General features: G+C 71.1%; 17 protein-coding genes. 10 read left to right on the top strand and 7 right to left on the bottom strand.

Annotated elements, in window-relative coordinates; translation table 11 throughout:
• Positions 1-5: 5 nt before the first annotated feature.
• From OHB13_RS29945 to OHB13_RS29935, 3 genes are all read left to right on the top strand, one after another.
• Positions 6-755: a sirohydrochlorin chelatase gene (locus OHB13_RS29945; RefSeq protein WP_266851812.1), complete on the top strand. Its 750-nt coding sequence runs from the start codon at positions 6-8 to the stop codon at positions 753-755.
• 366 nt (positions 756-1121) lie between these two features.
• Positions 1122-2030, top strand: a complete 909-nt coding sequence (locus OHB13_RS29940) for a zinc-binding dehydrogenase (protein WP_328379135.1) — start codon at positions 1122-1124, stop codon at positions 2028-2030.
• Positions 2031-2100: 70 nt separating this feature from the next.
• Positions 2101-3018 (top strand): AraC family transcriptional regulator, encoded by a 918-nt coding sequence (locus OHB13_RS29935; RefSeq protein ID WP_328380420.1) that lies wholly within the window; start codon positions 2101-2103, stop codon positions 3016-3018.
• 260 nt (positions 3019-3278) lie between these two features.
• On the opposite strand, the gene OHB13_RS29930 is transcribed toward OHB13_RS29935, so the two are convergent.
• Positions 3279-5927: a fibronectin type III domain-containing protein gene (locus OHB13_RS29930; RefSeq protein ID WP_328379134.1), complete on the bottom strand. Its 2649-nt coding sequence runs from the start codon at positions 5925-5927 to the stop codon at positions 3279-3281.
• Positions 5928-6109: 182 nt separating this feature from the next.
• A complete protein-coding gene (locus tag OHB13_RS29925) occupies positions 6110-7132 on the bottom strand; it encodes a ketopantoate reductase family protein (RefSeq protein ID WP_328379133.1) in 1023 nt (340 codons plus the stop codon).
• Between the two features lie 237 nt (positions 7133-7369).
• Between OHB13_RS29925 and OHB13_RS29920 the strand changes: the two genes are divergently transcribed.
• Both OHB13_RS29920 and OHB13_RS29915 read left to right on the top strand, forming a co-directional pair.
• Positions 7370-7558: a hypothetical protein gene (locus tag OHB13_RS29920; RefSeq protein WP_328379132.1), complete on the top strand. Its 189-nt coding sequence runs from the start codon at positions 7370-7372 to the stop codon at positions 7556-7558.
• Positions 7555-8355: an ABC transporter ATP-binding protein gene (locus OHB13_RS29915; RefSeq protein ID WP_266851821.1), complete on the top strand. Its 801-nt coding sequence runs from the start codon at positions 7555-7557 to the stop codon at positions 8353-8355. Before OHB13_RS29920 ends, OHB13_RS29915 begins: the two co-directional genes overlap by 4 nt.
• Positions 8356-8376: 21 nt before the next feature.
• On the opposite strand, the gene OHB13_RS29910 is transcribed toward OHB13_RS29915, so the two are convergent.
• Together OHB13_RS29910 and mgt are read right to left on the bottom strand one after the other, a co-directional pair.
• Positions 8377-8925, bottom strand: coding sequence for a DUF1697 domain-containing protein (locus OHB13_RS29910; protein ID WP_328379131.1), 549 nt, complete (start codon positions 8923-8925; stop codon positions 8377-8379).
• Between the two features lie 68 nt (positions 8926-8993).
• Positions 8994-10205, bottom strand: a complete 1212-nt coding sequence (gene mgt / locus OHB13_RS29905) for a macrolide-inactivating glycosyltransferase (protein ID WP_328379130.1) — start codon at positions 10203-10205, stop codon at positions 8994-8996.
• 132 nt (positions 10206-10337) lie between these two features.
• On the opposite strand from mgt, the gene OHB13_RS29900 reads away from it, so the two are divergent.
• Entirely contained in the window at positions 10338-11189 is an 852-nt protein-coding gene (locus OHB13_RS29900) for a phosphotransferase enzyme family protein (RefSeq protein WP_328379129.1), read from the top strand.
• 191 nt (positions 11190-11380) lie between these two features.
• Positions 11381-11725, top strand: a complete 345-nt coding sequence (locus tag OHB13_RS29895) for a VOC family protein (protein WP_266851827.1) — start codon at positions 11381-11383, stop codon at positions 11723-11725.
• A 156-nt stretch (positions 11726-11881) separates the two neighbouring features.
• On the opposite strand, the gene OHB13_RS29890 is transcribed toward OHB13_RS29895, so the two are convergent.
• Positions 11882-12595: a 3'-5' exonuclease gene (locus OHB13_RS29890; protein WP_328379128.1), complete on the bottom strand. Its 714-nt coding sequence runs from the start codon at positions 12593-12595 to the stop codon at positions 11882-11884.
• A gap of 144 nt (positions 12596-12739) precedes the next feature.
• The gene (locus OHB13_RS29885; RefSeq protein WP_266851830.1) at positions 12740-13972 is read right to left on the bottom strand and encodes an SAV2148 family HEPN domain-containing protein; all 1233 of its coding nucleotides are present in this window, start codon (positions 13970-13972) and stop codon (positions 12740-12742) included.
• A gap of 218 nt (positions 13973-14190) precedes the next feature.
• Between OHB13_RS29885 and glgX the strand changes: the two genes are divergently transcribed.
• Together glgX and treY are read left to right on the top strand one after the other, a co-directional pair.
• On the top strand, positions 14191-16383 hold the full coding sequence (glgX, locus tag OHB13_RS29880) for a glycogen debranching protein GlgX (protein WP_328379127.1): 2193 nt from the start codon (positions 14191-14193) through the stop codon (positions 16381-16383).
• Between the two features lie 49 nt (positions 16384-16432).
• Positions 16433-18784: a malto-oligosyltrehalose synthase gene (gene treY / locus OHB13_RS29875; RefSeq protein ID WP_328379126.1), complete on the top strand. Its 2352-nt coding sequence runs from the start codon at positions 16433-16435 to the stop codon at positions 18782-18784.
• 39 nt (positions 18785-18823) lie between these two features.
• On the opposite strand, the gene OHB13_RS29870 is transcribed toward treY, so the two are convergent.
• The gene (locus tag OHB13_RS29870; protein ID WP_266860612.1) at positions 18824-19390 is read right to left on the bottom strand and encodes a DUF1707 and FHA domain-containing protein; all 567 of its coding nucleotides are present in this window, start codon (positions 19388-19390) and stop codon (positions 18824-18826) included.
• Between the two features lie 128 nt (positions 19391-19518).
• On the opposite strand from OHB13_RS29870, the gene OHB13_RS29865 reads away from it, so the two are divergent.
• Positions 19519-20481 carry a GNAT family N-acetyltransferase gene (locus OHB13_RS29865; protein ID WP_328379125.1) on the top strand — a complete coding sequence of 321 codons (963 nt, stop codon included), beginning with the start codon at positions 19519-19521 and terminating at the stop codon, positions 20479-20481.
• The last annotated feature ends 79 nt before the right edge of the window (positions 20482-20560 follow it).

The raw sequence follows: 20560 nt of genomic DNA, 5'->3' as shown, positions 1-20560 counted from the left end.
CCGCGATGTACGACGACCGTCCGGTGCTGCTCGTCGTGGCGCACGGCAGCCGTGACCCCCGCCATGCCGCGGCCGTCCGCGCGCTGACCGGGCGGGTGCGGGCGCTGCGCCCCGGGGTGCGGGTGGAGACCGCGTTCCTGGACTTCGCCGCACCGTCGGTCCCGCGGCTGCTCGAACGGCTGGCCTCCGAAGGCGTACGGGACGTGGTGGCCCTCCCGCTCCTGCTGACCCGTGCCTTCCACGCCAAGTGGGACATCCCGGGGGTGCTGCGCGAGGCACCGGCCGGGATGCGGGTGCGCCAGGCAGAGGTGCTGGGCCCGTCCCCGCTGCTGCTGACCGCACTGGAACGACGGCTGTACGAGGCGGGGCTCTCCCCGTCCCGGAAGCGCTCGACGGGGCTGGTCCTGGCCTCGGCGGGCTCCACCGACCCGGAGGCGATCGCAGTGATCGCTGAAATTGCGCGGGAGCTGCGGCACACCGGTTGGTGCGCCGTGCGGCCTGCGTTCGCCTCCGCTGCTCTGCCCCGTACCGAGGACGCGGTACGGGAGTTGCGGGCCTCCGGCGTCAGCCGCGTCGCGGTGGCGCCCTATGTCATCGCTCCGGGCCGCCTGCCGGACCGTATCGAGGCGGGCGCCCGCGCGGCCGGCGCCGATGTGCTGTCCGGCGTACTGGGCCCCTGCGGTGAGCTGGCCCGGCTGCTGCTGACCAGATACGACGAGGCCCGGGTGCCGGCGCCGGCGGCACTGAGTTACTGACCGGACCACGAGAAGACACGCCGGAGGCCTGTGCCTCACCCGCGTGGCCTGGCCGGTACACGTTGCGCATCCGAACGACGAAGGAGCGTAACGGTCTTGGGGCTCCCTCCCCGGAGCTGACGCCTCAAGATCATTACATTGCCGGGCGTGTCTGTGCCCGTCACAGCGTCATCCACCGGACGGGTGCAGGGTTCGACGCGCCGCGAGTCGCAATGACACAGATCGTCAACTGATTGATTCTCACGGGTCTGGTCGCTGTCCCGGTCCTGCGTAGGGTTTCAAGAAGACGGCAGTGCGGCATTTGCGCACTCGATCTGCTGCGCCGAGAGTTCAGGCGCACCCACCAGAGAAGGAAACACACCCCTTATGCGCGCCCTTGTGGTCGATCACAGTGAGGCCGGACCTGTCCGGTTCGCCGATGTCGATGAGCCCGTACCGTCCGCCGGTGAGACGTTGGTGGAGGTACGGCACATCGGTCTCAACTTCGGAGAGCTGAATTACGTGGACCAGTGGCCAGCCGGCGCTGTACACGGTCACGACGCGGCCGGCGTCGTGGTGCGCGCCGCATCCGACGGCTCGGGGCCGCCCGAAGGTACGCGCGTCGCAGTGGGAATGGCTCCCCACGCGTGGGCGGAGCGGGTGGCAGTCAGCCCGGCCTCGATCGGCACCGTCCCCGAGGGCGTGGACCTGGCCGACGCCGCCGCGCTGGGGATCGCCGGAGTCACCCCATTCCGGGTGCTGCGCAAGCGTTCCCTGCTGGCGCGCAACGTTCTGATCACCGGCGCCAGCGGGGGCGTGGGGCACTTCGCCGTCCAGCTGGCGGCGCTGGCGGGCGCCCGGGTGACGGCACTCGTCGGTTCGCCGGAGCGGACCGCCGGACTCCGTGAACTCGGCGCCGACAAGGTCCTGACCGACTTGGCCGAGACCGGGGACCGGTTCGACCTCGTCCTGGACACGGTCGGCGGACCACTGGTGGCCCAGGCCTGGAGTTCCCTCGCCGAGGGGGGCACCATCCACCTGGTCGGTTACTCCTCGGGGCAGGAAACCACGTTCCCGTCAGGGGCCTTGTTCGGCTTCGGTGAACCCCGCAGCATCGCCACCTACGGCGACATGACGCCGACCAGCGGGGAGCTGACGGACCTGCTGGGCCTCATGGCCACCGGGAGGCTCTCGGCACCGGTCGGACTGCGAGGCGACTGGCAGGACGTGGACGACGCCGTCCACGCGCTGTTCGCGCGGAAGGTGCACGGAAAGGCCGTTCTTGACGTCGCCTGACGCTGTGGACGAGGACACATGCGCCTCGCCCGCCGGTGGGCGGTTCGCCGTGGTGGACGAGGATGGACCCATGGATGTGCTGGCGGAGGTCTTGCGTGTTTCGGGTGCGCGAGGCGCGCTCGGGGTCGTGCTGAAGGCCGGAGGAACCTGGGGCCTGCGGCTGGACTCCTCTCCAGGAGCGGCACTGCACGTGGTGTCCCGCGGCACCATGTGGCTCCACGTCCCAGGCGAGAAACCTCTTCAGGCGCAGGCCGGAGACGCCGTCCTGGTGTCGCCGGGCACCGCACACGGGATAGCCGGCGGGGCCGGCGTGACGATGGGTTCCTGCGACCGTGAGGCAGCGGCCCGGTCTTTTGGCGATGGCCGAGCCCTGCGTCTGGGCTCGGCGCCGGTGCAGACGGAAGTGATCGTGCTGCACTACGAGCAGGACCCGGAGGTGCGCACACCGGTGCTTACCTCCCTCACTCGGCCGATGCATGTCACAGCCCGGGAGAACGCGCAGCTCAGAAGGACCGTCGAACTTCTCGCCGCGGAGCTCGCACAGCCGCAGATCGGCACCACCGCCGCCATCAACAGCATCATCGACCTTCTGCTCGTCCAGTTCGTACGCGCCTGGCTGGCCCGCCACCCGCAGGAACAGTCCGGCTCATGGCTGGGAGCGATGCGTGATCCGGTCGTGCGCGACGCTCTGGCATGTGTCCACGCCCAACCGGAACACCCCTGGAGCACGGAGACCCTGGCCGCTGCGACGAGCGTCTCCCGGGCGACGCTGTCCAGGCGCTTCCGGTCCGCCCTCGGACAGACACCGGGCGCGTACGTGACGCAGTGGCGCATCGACCTGGCGTCCGTCCGGCTCCGCGATACCGATGAGCCGGTCGAGTCGATCTCCGGCGCGGTCGGATACGGCTCTCCGCACGCTTTCAGCCGTGCCTTCAGACGTGCCCGAGGCACAGCCCCTGGCGAGTACCGTTCTCGACTTCGCAAGTGATCCGGCCTCGGGACCGGTGGGCTCGCATGTTGAGGTGACGAGTTGGCGGATCGCGGGGGCCCTGCCACGCTGTGGCGGGACGCCGATCTCCCGCAGGTGGACTTGGAGACTGTCCGGATTCATCTCCTGTCCGGGCCGGTGGCCGGGGAAGAGCCACTCCGAACTTCTGCCGCTGACGTAACAGTCACCTGCATGTCGGCGGGCACTGCGGTGCGCGGTGCCCGCCGGCGTGCGGCGGGTTCTGCTGTCCGTTCCGGTTCCTATCCGGCCGTGGTGGTCGCCGTGACGGTGGCCGCCGGGCCCACGCCCGCCGCGGTGACGGAGGCGACTGTCACCGTGTAGCTGGTGCCGGGCCTGAGGCCGCCGATCACCCGGAACATCCCCTTGCCCGAGGGCTGTCCGACCATCGCGTCCCGGCCGGTGACCTCGATGGTGCGGCCGTCGGAGACCGTCAGGCGGTAGCCGGTGACCTTGGCGTCCCCCATGTTCTTGGGCGGCGTCCAGGCGAGCGTCGCGGCCGTCTCCTCGGTACGGAGTTTCGGGCCGGTCGGCGCGTCGGGGAGCACGGTGGCCGCCGTCGGGACGAGCGGGGCGGATGCGAGGGACGGGGCGCTGCTCCCGTGCGCGTTGGCAGCGGTGACAGTGACGGTGAAGGGGCCGCCGCCGGCGGGGAGTCCGCCGATGCGGATGTACGCCAGCCGCTTGTAGTCGGCTGCCGACACGGTCTGCCGCGCGGCCTCGGTGCCGTCCGGCCGCAGGGCGTGCGCGGTGTAGCTGCGGACCGGTGAACCACCGTCGGCGAAGACCGGGTTGAAGATGGCGTACAGGGCGTCCGCCCCTGCGGTGCTGGTACCGACCCGGGACGGCGCCTCGGGAACGGAGACGGCTCCCGGGGTGCGGCTGAGAACGCTCCGGTAAGCGGGCTCGATTCCCGCGGCGGCGACGATCGCCGCGGGGGCGTCCGACGGCGAGGCCATGATGTGGTTGCCGGTCGTCACCAGACCCTTGTTGTCGCCGTCGGCGGTGCCTTCCTCCCACCAGTTGTCCTTGACGAGCGTCGGGTCGTTGTTGCCGAGCTGGTCGCGGTAGTCGGTGTGGCGGCTGGCGACATTGGCGTACGAGGCGCCGTAGAGCACGTTGCCCTCGACGGTCTCGTACGTGCAGCCGTTGTCGGTGTAGACGCTCTTGCCCAGGCCCCACTGGTCGTGGATGACATTGCCCGTGACCTTCTCGCCGTCGGCCTGCGAGGTGCCCGTCAGGCCCTGGGTGTAGATCCCGCCGCCGTCGTCGAACATCTGCATGTAGTCGAAGATGAGATTGTCGCTCACCGCGTTGTCATGGCTGGGGTTGGGGGTCGCGGGTGAGCCGACCTTGTCGGGCCAGCCGCCCCAGCCCATGGAGATCGCGCTGTAGCCGAGGTGGTCGAGCTGATTGTGCGCGATGGTGTTGTGCTGGGTGTATCCGTTGAGGATGCCGACCGAGCCGTGGAACTCGCGTGGCAGGGCGTACAGATGATTGTCCGTCACTTCGACGTGGTCGGCGGGGGTCCGGCCGTCGACTCCGCCGATCTCCAGGCCGTTGCCCGAGATGTCGGTGAAGGTGTTGCCCCGGACCCTGGAGTCGCTGGTTCCGGTGCCCAGTTCCAGACCGGCGGCGCCCAGGTGGGTGAAGTCGTCGTCGCTGAACTCGATGCGTTTGCCGTACGTGAACGAGACGTTTCCCGGCATCGGGGTCCAGGAGGCGAACGGGCAGGTGCCGCCCTTGACGAATCCGCACAGTCCCTGAGTGGCCCAGCCGTTCGCACCGGTGATGGTGTAGCCGGCCTGGATCTCCGAGAAGCCCTCGGGTGTGGACGGGGTCAGCCAGGTCGCGTAGCTGAACCGCACCCCCCGGAAGGCGACATCGTGGACCGGGGCTGATGCGGTGCCCCGCCCGTCGAGGAGCTTCTGCGCCGCCGCGGCCTCGACATCCGCGTGCCGGATGTCCTCCCCCTTGCGCGGGAGGTAGTAGACCGTGTGTGCCGTGCGGTCCAGGTACCACTCGCCGGGCTGATCGAGGAGTTCGTACGCGTTCTCCACGTACGACGCCTTGCCGTTGTTGGTGAGATGTCCGGGCCCGACCATGGAGACGGTGCGCCCGGGGATGTCCGGGAACTCCACCCGCTTGTTGGAGTTGTCCCAGCAGGGCTGGGCCATGGTGAGCGTGGTGCCCTTCGCCGCGGCGATCCGGCAGCGGGGTTCGGTCCACTGGCCCAGGCCGTTGCGCTCGACGTTCCAGAGCTCCTCGCCGCTGGAGTACACGAATTCGGCGTCGGAGGGGTGACGCCAGTGGGCGATGGTGTCCGCCGTCGTGGTGTACCCGGTCGGTGTGGCGGTCAGCCCGACGGGCACCTCGCCCCGGGCACGCTGGGCCCGGACTCCGTCGACGTACAACTGGCGGGTGTCGGTGAGGCCTTGGGGTGCGGGCGCCGCGTAGAGACCGGGGCGCCCGTGAACCGGTTTCCAGCCCTGGACCTGCTTGCCTCCGCTGATGACGGTGGAGCCGGTGCCCTGCCAGATGATCCGGTGGCCGTCGTGCCCGGAGTCCCTGGCATCGAGGACGAGCGGCTCCGCCGTCCGGTAGGTACCCGATGCGAGGTGGACGGTGAGGTCCCCGTGCTGGTGGGCGGAGTTCACCCGGGCCAGATCCCGGGCGCGCCGAAGGGTTCTGACGGGGTGTCGGGCGGTGCCCCGGGCGTGGTCGTCGCCGGACGGGGTGACATATACGTCCGCGGAGTGCGAACCGGCGGAGCCGCCGGCGCCGGAGTCGGCTCCGGCCGCGGTCACGCCGCCAGGGACGCCGAGCGCCAGGACGGCGGAGAGAGCCGCGGCGAGCGTGGCTCTTCGGGGTGCGAGCATCTTCCCTCCCATGGAATCAGGTTCATAAGGCAGGAGAAAGGTAGGAGGGTTGTGATGCAACGGTCAACGGATCGGACAAGAAATGCCCTTCTGATCCGATCTGATTCGACTGACACCCCTTCAGGTCATCGGAGGATTCAAGTCATCGGAGGTTCCACCCGGCCCTCTCAGCACTGGACCGGCGGCTCACCCCACTACTGCGCCGCGTCGGCAACCAGCGCGGCCAGCTCGGCGGCCGGCATGGAGCCCGCTGGGCGCCGCTCGCGCGCGAAGGTGTTGGCCACCCGCTGGAGTACGTCGTTCACCGGGGTCGGCACTCCGTACAGCCGGCCGAGCAGGGCGATCTCGCCGTTGAGGAAGTCGGCCTCGATGGTGCCCGTGCCCCGGCTGAGGCTCTGCCAGGAGGAACCGCCGCCGCGCGGCCGCCCCTCGGCCGGCAGCTGGGTGATCTTGTCGCCGCGCACCCGCTGCTGCTCCTCGGCGCTCGCGGCCTCGATCCCGGCTGCCGCGTACACGGCGCACCCCTCGGCCTCCGCCTGCTGGAGCAGCTCCGCCATGATGGCGTCCGCCGCGGGGTCCGTGCCGTGGATTCCGCAGGCCGCCTGGAGTGAATTGACCAGGTTCGAGAGGAGTTTGCCGTACTTCCAGCGCATCACGTCCGGGACGACCGGCGCCTCGAACGGAGCCTTCTCCAGATCCGCAGAGATCTGCCGGGCGGTACGGTCCGTGCCCGCCGGATAGCAGCCGATGTGCAGCATCCCGGAGAGCGGGGAACCGGCCGCGGCGACGGAGCCCGGCTCCAGGAAGGTCGCGGGCAGCCAGACGCACATGCCGTACACCCGGCGGAAGCTGCGCAGCGCGAGGCGTTCGCTCTCCACGCCGTTCTGCGCACAGACCAGCGGGAGCACTTCGGCGGCCGTCGCGCCGGTGCCGGCCACCGGCCGCGGGCCCCAGGCGTCGAGGGCCGCGATGCTGTCCTGCGTCTTGACCGTCAGGACCAGGACGTCATCGGGGCGCAGTTCCACCGCGGCGGGGCCGTCGGCGACCGGCAGTGCGAGTGTGCGGGTGCCCTCCGGGGTCGCGATCCGCAGCCCGCCGTCCCGGAGCGCCTCGTAGTGCGCCCCACGGGCCACCAGAACCACTTCGCTGCCGCTCTCGGACAGCCGCCCGCCGATGATGCCGCCGACGGCGCCGGCTCCGATGATGATGTAGCGCATACCGGGACTCTGGCACAGCCGGACGGCGCCGGGCCATGATCCAGGACACCTCTCGGCCCGGTGCCGGGGTTCCCGTACTGTCCCGCTGTCCCGGTTCCCGTACTGTCCCGGTTCCCGTACGACGTCCCGTTCCGGCGCCGCGCGGCCGGCCGGACCGGGAGCCCGGACCGGGAGTAGTCGGGCGCCGTCGGCGCGCTGTGGCAGAAGAGTAGGATCCGGTACGTCGGCCTGGACACGATGACCGCCGACCACCCTGAGCAGGCGCTGTCCCCGACCGGGACCGCCTCGGTGCAGAGCCGCCTCCCCCTCCTCGACCACGCGTCGGCGGACGTACGAGCGGTGTGCGAGACGCACGGCCTCGCCTTTCTGCCCTGGTTCCCGCTGCCGGAGGGCATGCAAGAGATGAAGGAGCTGAACGACCTGTGAGCACCGTCGTGATCCGTGCGGACGACGTCGATTTCGTACGGGACGGAAACCTGCTGCTGGACTCGGTCTCGCTGACCGTGCACAGCGGGGAGCACTGGGCCCTGCTCGGTGCCAACGGCGCGGGCAAGTCGACCCTGCTCGGGCTGCTGGGCGCGGTGACGCACCCCACCCGCGGGAAGGTGGAGATCCTCGGGCGGACGCTCGGCCGGGTGGACCTGCGGGAGCTCCGCTCCCATCTGGGCCACATCAACCCGCGCCATCCGCTGCACTCACCGCTGCGGGTCCGCGACGTCGTGCTGACCGGTCTCACCAACTCCATCGAGCCCGTGCCACGCTGGTCGCCGACCGAGGAGCAGGTCAAGCGGGCCGACCGGCTGCTGACCATGCTGGGCATGGGCGGCGAGAAGGCCGAGTCGCGCTGGCCGACGCTCTCGCAGGGCGAGCGCGGGCGGACCCTGATCGCCCGCGCCCTGATGCCCAGCCCCCGGCTCGTCCTGCTCGACGAGCCGGCCACCGGACTGGACCTGGCAGCCCGTGAGCAGCTGCTGACCAGCCTGGACGAGCTGCGCGCCGAGCACCCGGAGCTGGCGACGATCCTCGTCACCCACCATCTGGAGGAGCTGCCCGCGTCCACGACGCACGCGATGCTGCTGCGCGGTGGCGCGTGCCTGGGTTCGGGGCCGGCCGATGAGGTCCTCACCACCGACCAGGTCAGCAAGTGCTTCGACCATCCGGTACGGATCACTCGCACGGACGGCCGCTGGGCGGCCCGTTCGGAGCGGGCCGCCCAGCACTGACGGCGGGCCGCCTGCCGCCGGTCAACCGCCGGTCAGCTCAGCCAGCTTGAGCACGGTGTTCCAGTTGCGGGAGGTGCCGGTGACGCCCTTGTTCACGGCGGGCCTGTTCAGGGCCTCAGCGAGCTTGGAGCGGCCGAGCCCGTCCGGGGCGTACAGATAGAGCGCCCGGTCGCCGAGCCTGAACTCCTCGGGCAGATAGGCCTGCTGGTCGATGGCGGCGTACCGCTCGGGCTCGACGGGGCCGGAGAAGTAGGTGACGTGCAGCTGCTTGCCCTGGAGTCCGGCCGCCTGGAAGGGGCAGTTGTCGGCCACGGCCCGCAGATAGGCTCCGCTGCGGACGAGGCAGGCCACCGTGAAGCCGAAACGGTTCGCGATGGCCTCCTCCACTGCCGCCGCCAGCTTGTCCTCGCCGGCCGTCGCGCTGCTGAAGACGGCGTTCCCGCTGTTGAGGTACGTACGGACGTCGTCGTGGCCGAGTCCGGTGAGCAGCTCCCTGAGGTCCGCCATGGGGACCTTCCTGTTGCCGCCCACGTTGATCCCGCGCAGCAGTACCGCGTATCTGGTCGTCATGGGGACGAACATAGACCGCGCGCCCGCGCCGGTAGCTGCTCACCCCGGCAGTGCCCGGCCGGCAGGGCCTACTCCGCGGGCAGTTCCGCCTCGATGAGGTCGGCCGCGCGCCGGGTGCCTCCTTCCGTCGCCATCCCGGCGCCGATACGCGCGAGCCGCCGGGCGACCTCCGGGTCATCGGCCAGCGCGAGCACCGCTTCGCGCAGTGTCGCCGCGTTGGCGTCCGCCATCGGTACGTGCCGGGCCACGCCCAGCGACTGGAGCATGTCCGCGTTGGAGAACTGGTCCACGGCCTGCGGGACGGCGACCATCGGCGTCGCCGTGGCCAGTCCCTCCTGGCTGCCGCCCGCGCCCGCGTGGGTGATGAAGGCGTCGGCCTGCCGGAGCACGGAGAGCTGCGGGGTCCAGCGCATCACCTCGAAGTTGGCCGGGACCGGGCCCAGTTCGGACACCTCCACGTACTTGCCGATCTGGAGCACCACATGCCAGCCGGGCAGGCCACCGAAGGCCTCGATGCACTCGCGGTAGAAGCCCGGCTGCTTGGTGAAGGTCGAGCCGAGCGAGACGAGCAGCACCTTCTCGGCGCCCTCCGGACGCTGCCACTCCCCCTGTTCCTTGCGGTCGCCCTGGCAGGCGCCGACGAAGGTGTACCTGGTGTCGTCCACCCGGTCGCCGTTGGGCTGCATCGCGCGCGGCATGAGGACGATGCTGCGGCGGGGGCGGCCGACGAACGGGTCGGGGTGCTCGTCGATGCCGTTCTCCTCCAGCCAGGCGTGGAAGCGCGCGTAGTAGGCCCGGCCCCGCTCGGTCGCCATGAGCTGGGCGACCACCGGCTCGCCGACCTCCTCCTCGTACCCCTGCCAGGCGACCAGGTTCGGGGAGAGCGAGACAGCGGGGATGCCCCAGCGGCGGGACAGCACGATGGCCGGGTAGGAAGTGATGTCGTGCACGATCAGGTCGGGTACGCCCACGCCGTCCGGTCCCTCGTGCGCCTCGATCAGCTGCGGCAGGGCGGAGATGGCGTCGCGGAGGAACGGTTCGATGTTCTCGATCACCTCGGTGCCCCAGGCCTCGGGGTCGTCGTCGGTGGGCAGGGTCGATGTGTAGACGACGGGCTCGGCACCGGTCTCCGCGACCTTCTCGGCGAAGGATGCCGGGATCGCGTAGGTGACGCGGTGGCCGCGGGCGACGAGTTCCCGGATCACTTCGATGCTCGGGTTCACGTGCCCGGCAGCCGCGATGGAGAACATGGCGATATGAGCACGCTTGGGTGAAGTCATGCGATGACGGTAGGCGAGACGAGACGTCTCGTGCAACTTATTTCGACGGACCCGGTGACCACCCGCAGATGCCGGGCCCCGTCTGCACGGATGCGAAACTTGGCCCGTTCCAACGAGAGCGGGAGACACCACATGGACGAGTCAACGGCGCGGGACATACTGCGCACGACCGGTCTGGCGAAGGACGCGGAGCTGCTGGCGCTGGGTGAGAACGCGGTCTTCGCGGACGGCGGGCTCGTCATCAAGGTGGGCAGGGCCCCGGAGCTGCTGGAGCGCGCGGAGCGCGAACTCTCCGTGGCGGGCTGGCTCGCGGAGGCGGGCATCCCCTCGGTGCGCGCGGCCGAGCCGTCGCCGCGGCTGGCGGACGGGCATCCGGTCACGCTCTGGCACCGGCTCCCCGACGCGGTCCGCCCGGCCGAGCCGGCGGACCTCGCGGCGCTGCTGCGCTCCGTCCACACGCTGCCCGCACCGGACTTCGCGCTCCCCCGGCGTGAACTCCTGGGCGGGGTCGAGCGCTGGCTGCGGCTCGCGGGGGACGCCATCGACCCGGCGGACGCGGACTACCTCCGCGAGCGCCGCGACGGCTTCGCCTCGGCGGCGGCCGCACTGACGCCCCACCTGCCCCCGGGCCCGATCCACGGCGACGCGCTCCCGCGCAATGTCCACATCACCCCGCAAGGACCGGTCCTGGTCGACCTGGAGACGTTCTCTTCGGACCTGCGGGAGCACGACCTGGTCGTCATGGCCCTGTCCCGCGACCGCTACGGGGTGCCCCCGGAGGCGTACGACTCCTTCGTCCGCACCTACGGCTGGGACGTCCGCGAATGGGAGGGCTGCACGGTCCTGCGCGGCGCCCGCGAGACGGCAAGCTGCGCCTGGGTCGCCCAGCACGCCCCGGCGAACCCCCGGGCGCTCGACGAGTTCCGCCGCAGGGTGGCGTCACTGCGCGAGAACGACCCCGGGGTCCGGTGGTATCCGTTCTAGACGGACGAGTCCGATACCGGGGCGCTCCGGAAATTCGGCATGGATTTGCCGATCGGGCTGATCAAGAAGGTCAAGTAACGCACCATCGAGTCGGGCATGTCGTTGTCGGCGCTGGTCGCTGACGGCCTGCGCGCCTGACTCGGCGACGCCGAACGGACACCAACAGCAATCGACCGGAAAGGACACCTGACATGGCGACCGAAGGAATCGAGGCCGTGTTCCTGACGACCCACAACTGGGGCAGGGCGGCGAAGTTCTTCCAGGCGCTGGGCTACGAGCTGGAGTTCTCGACCGACCACAACTCCGGCCGGCTCCGCAGCGTCGACGGACCGTACCTCTTCATCGCCGAAGTCCCCGAGGACCAGGAGCCCCAGACGCAGATGGTGCTGAAGGTGCCGGACGCGGACGCGTTCAGTCCGGATCCTGCCGTCGAGGTCGTCACGCCGTTCGAGGAGACCCACTTCGGAACCAGGGCGATGACCATCCGCGACCCCGACGGGCGCCACTGGAGCGTCCAGGCCCCCGCCAAGAACTGACCGCGGCAGAAGGCGCACACCATGGCTGACGGGCGGACCGCGGTGCCCGACGGCTTCTGCACCCCGTCCGAGATGCTTCCACTGGCATGAAGTGAACACTGGCCAACCCGTCCGGGTGCCGGCCCGGTCCGCGTCATCCCCCCGTCCCGCTCCGTGTCACCGGCTCCGGGGGATGACCGGCCAGGCCGCCTCCACGACCGCCGCCGGGTCGGCGGTGCGTCGCAGATACGCCTCCAGTGAGGCCGACTGCTCCGCTGCCGCACGCACCTGGAGGCCGTGCAGGTCCGCCAACGGCATTCTCCCCACGGGCTCGTGCAGCTCCCCCATGCGGCGTACCACCCGGGCGGCGGCCACCGCGTCCGCGCTCGCGTCGTGCGCGTCGTCGAGCGCCACCCCGTAGTAGGCGCACAGCGCCTGGAGGGCGCGCTTGCCCCTGCGGTACTTGTCGACGTGTTTGTCGATCACCAGCGGGTCGATGACGGGCGACGGCACGGTGCCGAGCCGCTCGCTGACCGACGCCACCCCATGACGCCCGCACTCACGGTCCAGGAGCGACAGGTCGTACCGCGCGTTCATCACCACCAGCGGCACCCCCGAGCGCAGCACCCCGGCAACCGTGTGAGCGATCTCCTCGACAGCGGAGGCCGCCCGGGCCCCGTGCTCGCGGGCGTGGTCCGTCGAGATGCCGTGGATCGCCGCCGCCTGCTCCGGTATCGCCACCCCCGGGTCGATCAGCCAGGTGCGCTGCTCCTCGATGCCACCGTCCGCGCCCAGCCGCACGACCGCCGCCGTGACGATGCGGTCGGTCTCGACGTCGGTGCCTGTCGTCTCCAGGTCGAAGCCGACCAGTGGTCCCCGGTGCCAGCTCATGGCGGCCCTCCTCGTGGTGTGCCGTGGTGCGTCGTGGTAAGTCCCCCAGGTCGTGACCACCCTCGCACGCGCCACTGACAACCGGTCCGGCCGCCCGGTCCACCGGGTCGGTGGCGCCCGCGGTGAGGCCCGGTCAGAAATCGGTCAGGAAACCGGCCGCGAATCGCCCCACACGGACTCGAACTCGTCCCGGTACGTCTCGAAGAGGCCGTGCTCCGAGTCCTGCCCGTGCCGGACCACCGCACGCCCGCCGCCCCGGAGCACCAGGACCGGCGCCTCCATCCCGCGCGCCCTGCGCAGATACGACTGGACGACCGCGAGACCGTCCGCACCGTCGCCGTCGACCAGACAGGCCATGAAGCGCGGCGTCTCGTCGAACACATGGATCTCGAAGGCCCCGGGGTCCCGCAGCCGGGCTCGCACCCGGCGCATGTGCAGGATGTTCGTCTCCACCGCCCGGCTCAGCTCGCCCTTCTTGAGCCCCAGTTCCCGCTCGCGCCGCTTGACCGCGCTGCTGGCGGGGTTCAGGAAGAGCAGCCGGACCCGGCATCCCGACTCGGCCAGCCGGACCAGCCTGCGGCCCGAGAAGTTCTGGACGAGGAGGTTCAGGCCTATCCCTATCGCGTCGAGCCTGCGCGCCCCGCCGAAGAGGTCCTCGGCGGGGATCTGCCGCTGGAGTCGGACGCGGTCCGGGTGGACGCCGATGACGTCCGCGTACCGGTCCCCCACCAGGTCCTCGACCGCGTCCACCGGGAGCCGGTCGGCGGACGGCGCGCCCGACCCCGCGCCCAGGATGTTCAGCAGGCGCGACGAGGCCCGTTCCGCCTGGGCCAGCACCGCCTCGGAGAGCGCCCGGTTGCGGGAGACCACGTTGCGGGTGACCTCCAGCTCGTCCAGGGCCAGTTCCACATCGCGCCGGTCGTCGTAGTACGGCTCGAAGCACGGCCAGTGCTGGACCATCAGCTCGCGCAGCTGCGGCAGGGTGAGGAAGCTCAGGACGTTGTCGTCGGCCGGGTCCAGCAGATAGCCCTTGCGGCGCGAGACCTCCCGTACGGCAACGGCACGCTGCACCCACTCCTGACCTGCCGGGCCCGCGGCCGCGACCACCCAGTCGTCGGCGTGCACCGGTTCGTAGATGGGGCGCAGCACGGCGGCCACCACCGCGCGGAGGCGCTGCTCGACCAGATTCAGCCAGATGTAGGCGCGTCCGGCGCGCTGCGCACGGGTCCGCACCTCGTTCCAGGCGCCGGCGTCCCAGTCGAGTTCCGCCCCGATCTCCATGGGCCTCGCCAGGGAGACCGCCCCGGGTGGGACACCTGCGGAGCCCCCGTCGTGACCCGGGTCACCTGGGGGCAACTCCAGCCCTCCCGAGCCCACCCGCGTACCGCCTTTCACTCCCCCTGCAACGATCAAGGAAGGGTACTCCGCGCGCGGGAGCCGGTGCAGCCGGATGCACAGGCTCCTTTCCCAACTCCCGTATTCGTGGTGACCGTTCCCCTCGGCCGTACGGGGCCGAGTGAGGGGATTCATAGTGGTTCGTGGCGAGGACGCGCTGACACGCGTGACTCGGTGCCTGATGTGGAAGAGTCGTGCCCATGCAGGTCTGGCCGGGACAGACATACCCGCTCGGTGCCACGTACGACGGCGCCGGGACCAATTTCGCGGTCTTTTCGGAGGCCGCCGACCGAATCGAGTTGTGCCTGCTGCACGACGACGGCTCAGAGACGGCGGTGGAGCTGAGGGAGACGGACGCCTTCGTACGCCATGCCTATCTGCCCGGCATCATGCCGGGCCAGCGGTACGGGTTCCGGGTGCACGGTCCGTACGCGCCGGAGAGCGGGCAGCGCTGCAACTCGGCGAAGCTGCTCCTCGATCCGTACGCCAAGGCGGTGAGCGGCGAGGTCAAATGGGACGAGTCGGTGTACGGCTACCACTTCGACCGGCCGAACTCGCGCAACGACCTGGACTCCGCCCCGCACACCATGACGTCGGTGGTGGTCAACCCCTACTTCGACTGGGGCGACGACCGGCTGCCGCGGACCCCGTACCACGAGACCGTGCTCTACGAGGCCCATGTGAAGGGCCTGACCATGCTCCATCCGGCGCTCCCCGACGAGATGCGCGGGACGTACGCGGCGCTCGCGCATCCGGCGGTCATCGAGCATCTGACCGGGCTCGGGGTCACGGCGCTGGAGCTGATGCCCGTTCACCAGTTCGTCAAGGACCACCGCCTGGCGGACAGCGGGCTCTCGAACTACTGGGGCTACAACACCATCGGGTTCTTCGCCCCGCACAACGCGTACGCCTCCTGGGGCGACCGCGGTGAACAGGTGCTCGAATTCAAGCAGGCGGTACGGGCGCTGCACGAGGCCGGGATCGAGGTCATCCTCGACGTGGTCTACAACCACACGGCCGAGGGCAACCACCTGGGCCCGACGCTCTCCTTCCGCGGCCTGGACAACGCCTCCTACTACCGGCTGACGGACGATCCGCGCTACTACATGGACACCACGGGCACCGGCAACAGCCTGCTGATGCGCTCCCCGCACGTCCTCCAGCTGATCATGGATTCGCTGCGCTACTGGGTGACCGAGATGCACATCGACGGTTTCCGCTTCGACCTGGCGGCGACCCTGGCCCGTCAGTTCCACGAGGTGGACCGGCTGTCGTCCTTCTTCGACCTGGTGCAGCAGGACCCGGTGGTCTCCCAGGTGAAGCTGATCGCGGAGCCGTGGGACGTGGGCGAGGGCGGTTACCAGGTGGGGAACTTCCCGCCGCTGTGGACCGAGTGGAACGGCAAGTACCGCGACACCGTACGAGACCTGTGGCGGGGCGAGCCCCGTACGCTCGCGGAGTTCGCCGGGCGGCTGACCGGCTCGTCGGACCTGTACCAGGACGACGGGCGGCGCCCGCTCGCCTCGATCAACTTCACCACCTGCCACGACGGGTTCACGCTGCACGACCTGGTGGCGTACAACGACAAGCACAACGAGGCGAACGGCGAGAACAACCGGGACGGCGAGAGCCACAACCGGTCGTGGAACTGCGGCGTCGAGGGCGACACCGACGACCCCGGTGTGCTGGAGCTGAGGGGCCGCCAGATGCGGAACTTCATGGCCACGCTGCTGCTCTCGCAGGGGGTGCCGATGCTGAGCCACGGCGACGAGTTCGGCCGTACGCAGCACGGCAACAACAACGCGTACTGCCAGGACAGCGAGCTGGCCTGGGTGCACTGGCCCAGCCCGGAAGGGACCGGGCCGGAGGACGGGGTCGGGCCGGAGCAGGACAGCTCGGGCCGGGACGGCTCCGCTCCGAACGGCCCGGGCGGGGGCAGCACCCTGCTGGCCTTCACCCGTGCGATGGTGGCACTGCGCCGTGAGCATCCCGTCTTCCGGCGGCGGCGCTTCTTCCACGGCCGCCCGGTGGAGGGCACCCACGACGACCTCTCCGACATCGCCTGGTTCACCCCGGAGGGCGAGGAGATGGTCCAGCGCGACTGGCAGGCGGCGCACGCCAAGGCCCTGTCGGTCTTCCTGAACGGGAACGCCATCTCGGAGCCGGGGACGCGCGGCGAGCGCATCGCCGACGACTCGTTCCTGCTGATGTTCAACGCGAGCGCGGACGAGATCGAGTTCCTGGTGCCGGTGAACCACGGCAGGCAGTGGGAGGTCGTCGTGGACACGGCCCATGAGGACGGTGTGCCGCCGGGACCGGGCCCGAAGGTGGACGCCGGCGACCGGCTGGCGCTGATCGGACGGAGTCTGGCCGTGCTGAAACGGCCGGCCTGACCGGCTGCGGGGTGACAGGGAGCCGGCGAAACGGGGTACGTAGGTTCCCATGACGCCCACTGCGACGTACCGGCTCCAGATCCAGCCGCAGTTCCCGTTCTCGGCCGCCGAGGCAGCCGTGCCGTATCTGGCCGCCCTCGGCGTCTCGCACCTCCATCTGTCGCCGGTCCTTGACGCCGTCCCCGGCTCCACGCACGGCTACGACGTCGTGGACCACACCCGGGTCCGCGACGAGCTGGGCGGCGAGGCCGGGCTGCGGGCGCTGGCGCACACCGCGCGCACGCACGGACTCGGGCTCGTCGTGGACATCGTGCCGAACCACATGGCGGCGGCCCCCCGGTACAACCGGCCACTGTGGGACGTACTGCGCGAGGGCCCGGTCTCGCCGTACGCGCGCTGGTTCGACATCGACTGGGAGTCGGGCGGCGGCAAGGTCCTGCTGCCCGTGCTCGGCCACCGGCTCGGCGACGAGCTGGAGCGGCTGCGGGTCGACGGGGACGTGCTGCGCTATTACGACCACGCCTTTCCGCTGCGCGAGGGCACCGCGAAGCTGCCGCTGCCCGAACTCCTCGACGCCCAGTGGTACCGGCTCACCTGGTGGCGGCTCGCCCGCACCGAACTCAACTACCGCCGCTTCTTCACCATCTCCGACCTGATCGGGGTGCGCGTCGAGGACCCGGCGGTCTTCGACGCCACCCACGCCAAGATCCTGGAGCTGATGGACGACGGCGTCATCGAGGGGCTGCGCATCGACCACCCGGACGGACTCGCCGACCCCGGCGCGTATCTGCGGCGGCTCGGCGAGGCGACGGGCGGCCGCTGGACGGTCGTGGAGAAGATCCTCACCGGCGAGGAGCAGCTGCCCGCCGACTGGGCGGTGGCGGGGACCACCGGTTACGACGCACTGCACCGGATCGACGGCCTGTTCACCGACCCGGCGGGCGCCGACGAACTGGTGCGCCGCTACCGGGACTACGCGGGGCCCCCGGGCGACCGGGGCGGGTACTGGGAGTCGACGGTCCGCCGGGCCGCGTACAAGGTCATCACCCATGAGCTGGCGGCCGAGACCGCCTTCCTGGTCCGCACCGCCGAACGGATCTGCGCGGCGGACCCGGCGCTGCGCGACCACGCGCCGTGGGCGCTGCGGGCCGCGCTGCACGAGCTGCTGGTACGGGTGCCCGTCTACCGGCCGTATGTGACCGCGGGCGGGCCGACGCCCGACACCGCGGAGGCCACGCTGGATCCGGAGACGGTACGGCAGGCCGCCGCGTCCTTCGCCGTGCCGGAGGAGTCGGCCGCCGTCGGGGTCGTACGGGACCTGGCGCTCGGCAGGCTGGGTGGCGGCCCCGACCGCGCCGCTTTCTGCGCCCGGTTCGCGCAGACCGCGTCGGCGCTGCGCGCCAAGTCCGTCGAGGACACCGCCTTCTACCGGTACGCGCCGCTGGTTTCGGCCGGCGAGGTCGGCGGCGACCCCGGGGCTCCGGCGGTGAGCCCGGCACGGTTCCACGCGTTCTGCGCACGGGCGGCCCGCGACTGGCCGGCCGGCGGGACCGTACTGACCACGCACGACACCAAGCGCAGCGCGGACGTCCGGGCGCGGATCACGGTCCTCACCGAGTGCCCCGGGCAGTGGGCCGCGCTGCTGGACCGGCTGACCACTCCGGCGCCCGATCCGCAGCTGGCCTGGGTGGCCTGGCAGAGTGCGTTCGGCTTCGGGCTGCCCGACCGGGACCGGCTCGGTCCCGCGCTGCTGAAGTCCGTGCGGGAGGCGGGGCTGCACACCAGCTGGACCGAGCAGGACGAGGCGTACGAGCAGGCGGTCGCCGACTTCACGGCTGCGGGGCCCGCGGGTCCGCCGCAGTCGGCAGTCGCCGCGTTCGCCCGCGGGCTGGCCCCGTACGTACGGGCCAATGTGCTGGGCGCCGCGCTGGTCCACCTCACGATGCCTGGCGTGCCCGACGTCTATCAGGGCACGGAGGGCACGTACATCGCGCTGGTGGACCCGGACAACCGCAGGCCGCCGGTGCCCGTCGACCCCTCGGACGAGAAGCTGGCCCTGACGACCACGGCGCTGCTGCTGCGCCGCGACTGCCCGGATGTCTTCGGCGAGTCGGGCACCTACACACCGCTGACGGCGGAGGGCCCCGCCGCCTCCCACTGCCTGGCCTTCTGCCGCTCGGGCGAGGCCGTGACCGCGGTGACCCGGCTGTCGCTGCGGCTCGAACAGGAGGGCGGCTGGCGCGACACGGAACTGCCGCTGCCCGCCGGGGTGTGGCTCGATCTGCTGGCGCCCGAGCGGGAGTTCACCGGGCGGGTCGCCCTGAGCGAGCTGTTCGCGGCACGGCCGGTGGCGCTGCTCAAGCGGGTGGCACCGGCGGCGGCAGAGCCGTACCAGCGCTGAACCGCTGTGCGCGGCACGGCGGTCGGGCGGCCACCGGGGTCACTGCGACGCGAGCCGGAAGTGGATCCGTCCGAAGCCGACCATGTCGCCGTCGCGGACCACGACCGCGCCGGTGACCCGGTGTCCGTTGACCGTCGTCCCGTTGGCCGAGCCCAGATCGCGCAGCACCCACACCCCGGCCTGCGCACCGAGTTCGGCGTGCAGCCGGGACACCGTCTCGTGGTTCAGCCGCAGGCCGTTGACCGGGTCGCGGCCGATGCGCAGTGGGTACGGGCCGGCCATGGGCAGCAGCAGCTTCGGCAGCCGCTCGGCGGCCCAGGCCCTGCGCATCCGGCCGGGGAAGGCCGACACCTGGCCCACCGCGCCCAGCAGCCGCTGCGACCAGCCGGTCCCGCTCTCCAGGTCCGCGGTGAGCGCGGCCAGTTCGTCCGACCTGCGGGCCGCCAGGGCCAGTTCCATCCGGCGCATGAAGGTGTCGTGGGAGAGCTTGCCCTGGACCGCGCCCTCCTTGAGCACGCTGAGCACCCGGTCACGCTCGGCGTCGGACAGCCGGGCAGGAACCGCGTGCGGCTCGTGGGCGGGCGCCGGGGGCTCTGGAGAGGACATCACAGGACTGATTGTCGGTGGGACCCGATCCAGGTGTCCAGGCGGACCCCGGGTTTGCGATATCCATGTGACCAGGCCGGACGCCGATTGTTACGGTCTGCGGACATCCCCCCGTCCCAGGAGCCGAATTGCCCGAGCAGCCGCACGCCCACGAGCTGGTGATCCGCCCGTTGACCGGGCCCGAAGAGCTCCCTCTCTTCCGTACGCTGCCCTACGTCCTCGACCATGAACTCGCCGACGACCTCGCGGGCGGTCTGCGCCGTCCCGAGTGGATGTGGGTGGCGCTGCGCGGCGACCGCGTACTGGCGCGGGCCGCCTGGTGGGCCCTCTCGTCCGGCGGCGCCCCGTACACCCTCGACTTCTTCGATCTGGACGACAGCCTGCCCGCACCGGAGCGCGTCGAGACCGGCGTACGGCTGCTGGAGACGGCGATGGCACGGCTCTTCCCGGCGGGGGCCGAGCGCCCCGAGTACGGCCGTTACATCCCGCCGGACTGGCGCACCGACCCGGTCGCCCGCGATGTGGTCGAGGCGCGGATGCGGGCGGTGGAGCGGACCGGGGCGCGGCTGCTGGTCGAGCGGCTGCGGCTGGAGTGGACCCCCGGAGCGGCGGCGGCTCCGGCGCCCGGAGCCCGGCTGATGTTCCGTGCGGTGCGCGACCGGGAGGATCTCGTCCCGCTGATGACGCAGGTCGCCGAGGGCTCGCTCGACGCGCACACCCGGGCCTCGTTGGAGTCCGGGCTGAGCCCGCGTGCGGTGTCCGAGGCGCAGTACGACGAGGAGCTGGCGGGCTACCGGAGCCCGGACGGCTGGTGGCGGATCGCGGAGCTGCCGGACGGGGATCCGGTCGGCTTCGTGATCCCCGCACGCAACAACTACCACGCGATCATCGCGTACATCGGGGTGCTGCCCGGCCACCGGGGACACGGGTACATCGACGAGATCCTCGCCGAGGGGACCCGGATCCTCGCCGGCCAGGACGTGCCCCGCATCCGCGCGTCGACGGACGTCGGCAACGTCCCGATGGCGCGGGCCTTCGAACGGGCCGGCTATGTGAACTTCGAGCGGGCGGTCAACATGGTGTGGGACTGATCCGATCGCATCCGGCCTGACCCGATCTGCCCGGAACAGCAGGTGAGTTGGAGCGTGCCGCTCGCCGGGGTCTACGGGG

Origin of the sequence: Streptomyces sp. NBC_00440, assembly GCF_036014215.1 — a bacterium.
Lineage (GTDB): Bacteria > Actinomycetota > Actinomycetes > Streptomycetales > Streptomycetaceae > Streptomyces.
The sequence above is the reverse complement of the archived record's forward strand: the minus strand, read 5'-3'. Positions and strand labels throughout refer to the sequence as shown.

Bases quoted from the DNA above. Each gene is read 5' to 3' on its own strand.
- OHB13_RS29925 (WP_328379133.1), bottom strand. From the start codon at position 7,132: ATGCGCTACATCATCATCGGAGCCGGCGCCGTCGGCGGCATCATCGGC.
- OHB13_RS29920 (WP_328379132.1), top strand. From the start codon at position 7,370: ATGACCGCCGACCACCCTGAGCAGGCGCTGTCCCCGACCGGGACCGCC.
- treY (WP_328379126.1), top strand. From the start codon at position 16,433: ATGACGCCCACTGCGACGTACCGGCTCCAGATCCAGCCGCAGTTCCCG.
- glgX (WP_328379127.1), top strand. From the start codon at position 14,191: ATGCAGGTCTGGCCGGGACAGACATACCCGCTCGGTGCCACGTACGAC.
- OHB13_RS29890 (WP_328379128.1), bottom strand. From the start codon at position 12,595: ATGAGCTGGCACCGGGGACCACTGGTCGGCTTCGACCTGGAGACGACA.
- OHB13_RS29935 (WP_328380420.1), top strand. From the start codon at position 2,101: ATGGATGTGCTGGCGGAGGTCTTGCGTGTTTCGGGTGCGCGAGGCGCG.
- OHB13_RS29910 (WP_328379131.1), bottom strand. From the start codon at position 8,925: ATGACGACCAGATACGCGGTACTGCTGCGCGGGATCAACGTGGGCGGC.
- mgt (WP_328379130.1), bottom strand. From the start codon at position 10,205: ATGACTTCACCCAAGCGTGCTCATATCGCCATGTTCTCCATCGCGGCT.
- OHB13_RS29900 (WP_328379129.1), top strand. From the start codon at position 10,338: ATGGACGAGTCAACGGCGCGGGACATACTGCGCACGACCGGTCTGGCG.
- OHB13_RS29945 (WP_266851812.1), top strand. From the start codon at position 6: ATGTACGACGACCGTCCGGTGCTGCTCGTCGTGGCGCACGGCAGCCGT.
- OHB13_RS29895 (WP_266851827.1), top strand. From the start codon at position 11,381: ATGGCGACCGAAGGAATCGAGGCCGTGTTCCTGACGACCCACAACTGG.
- OHB13_RS29930 (WP_328379134.1), bottom strand. From the start codon at position 5,927: ATGGGAGGGAAGATGCTCGCACCCCGAAGAGCCACGCTCGCCGCGGCT.
- OHB13_RS29940 (WP_328379135.1), top strand. From the start codon at position 1,122: ATGCGCGCCCTTGTGGTCGATCACAGTGAGGCCGGACCTGTCCGGTTC.
- OHB13_RS29870 (WP_266860612.1), bottom strand. From the start codon at position 19,390: ATGTCCTCTCCAGAGCCCCCGGCGCCCGCCCACGAGCCGCACGCGGTT.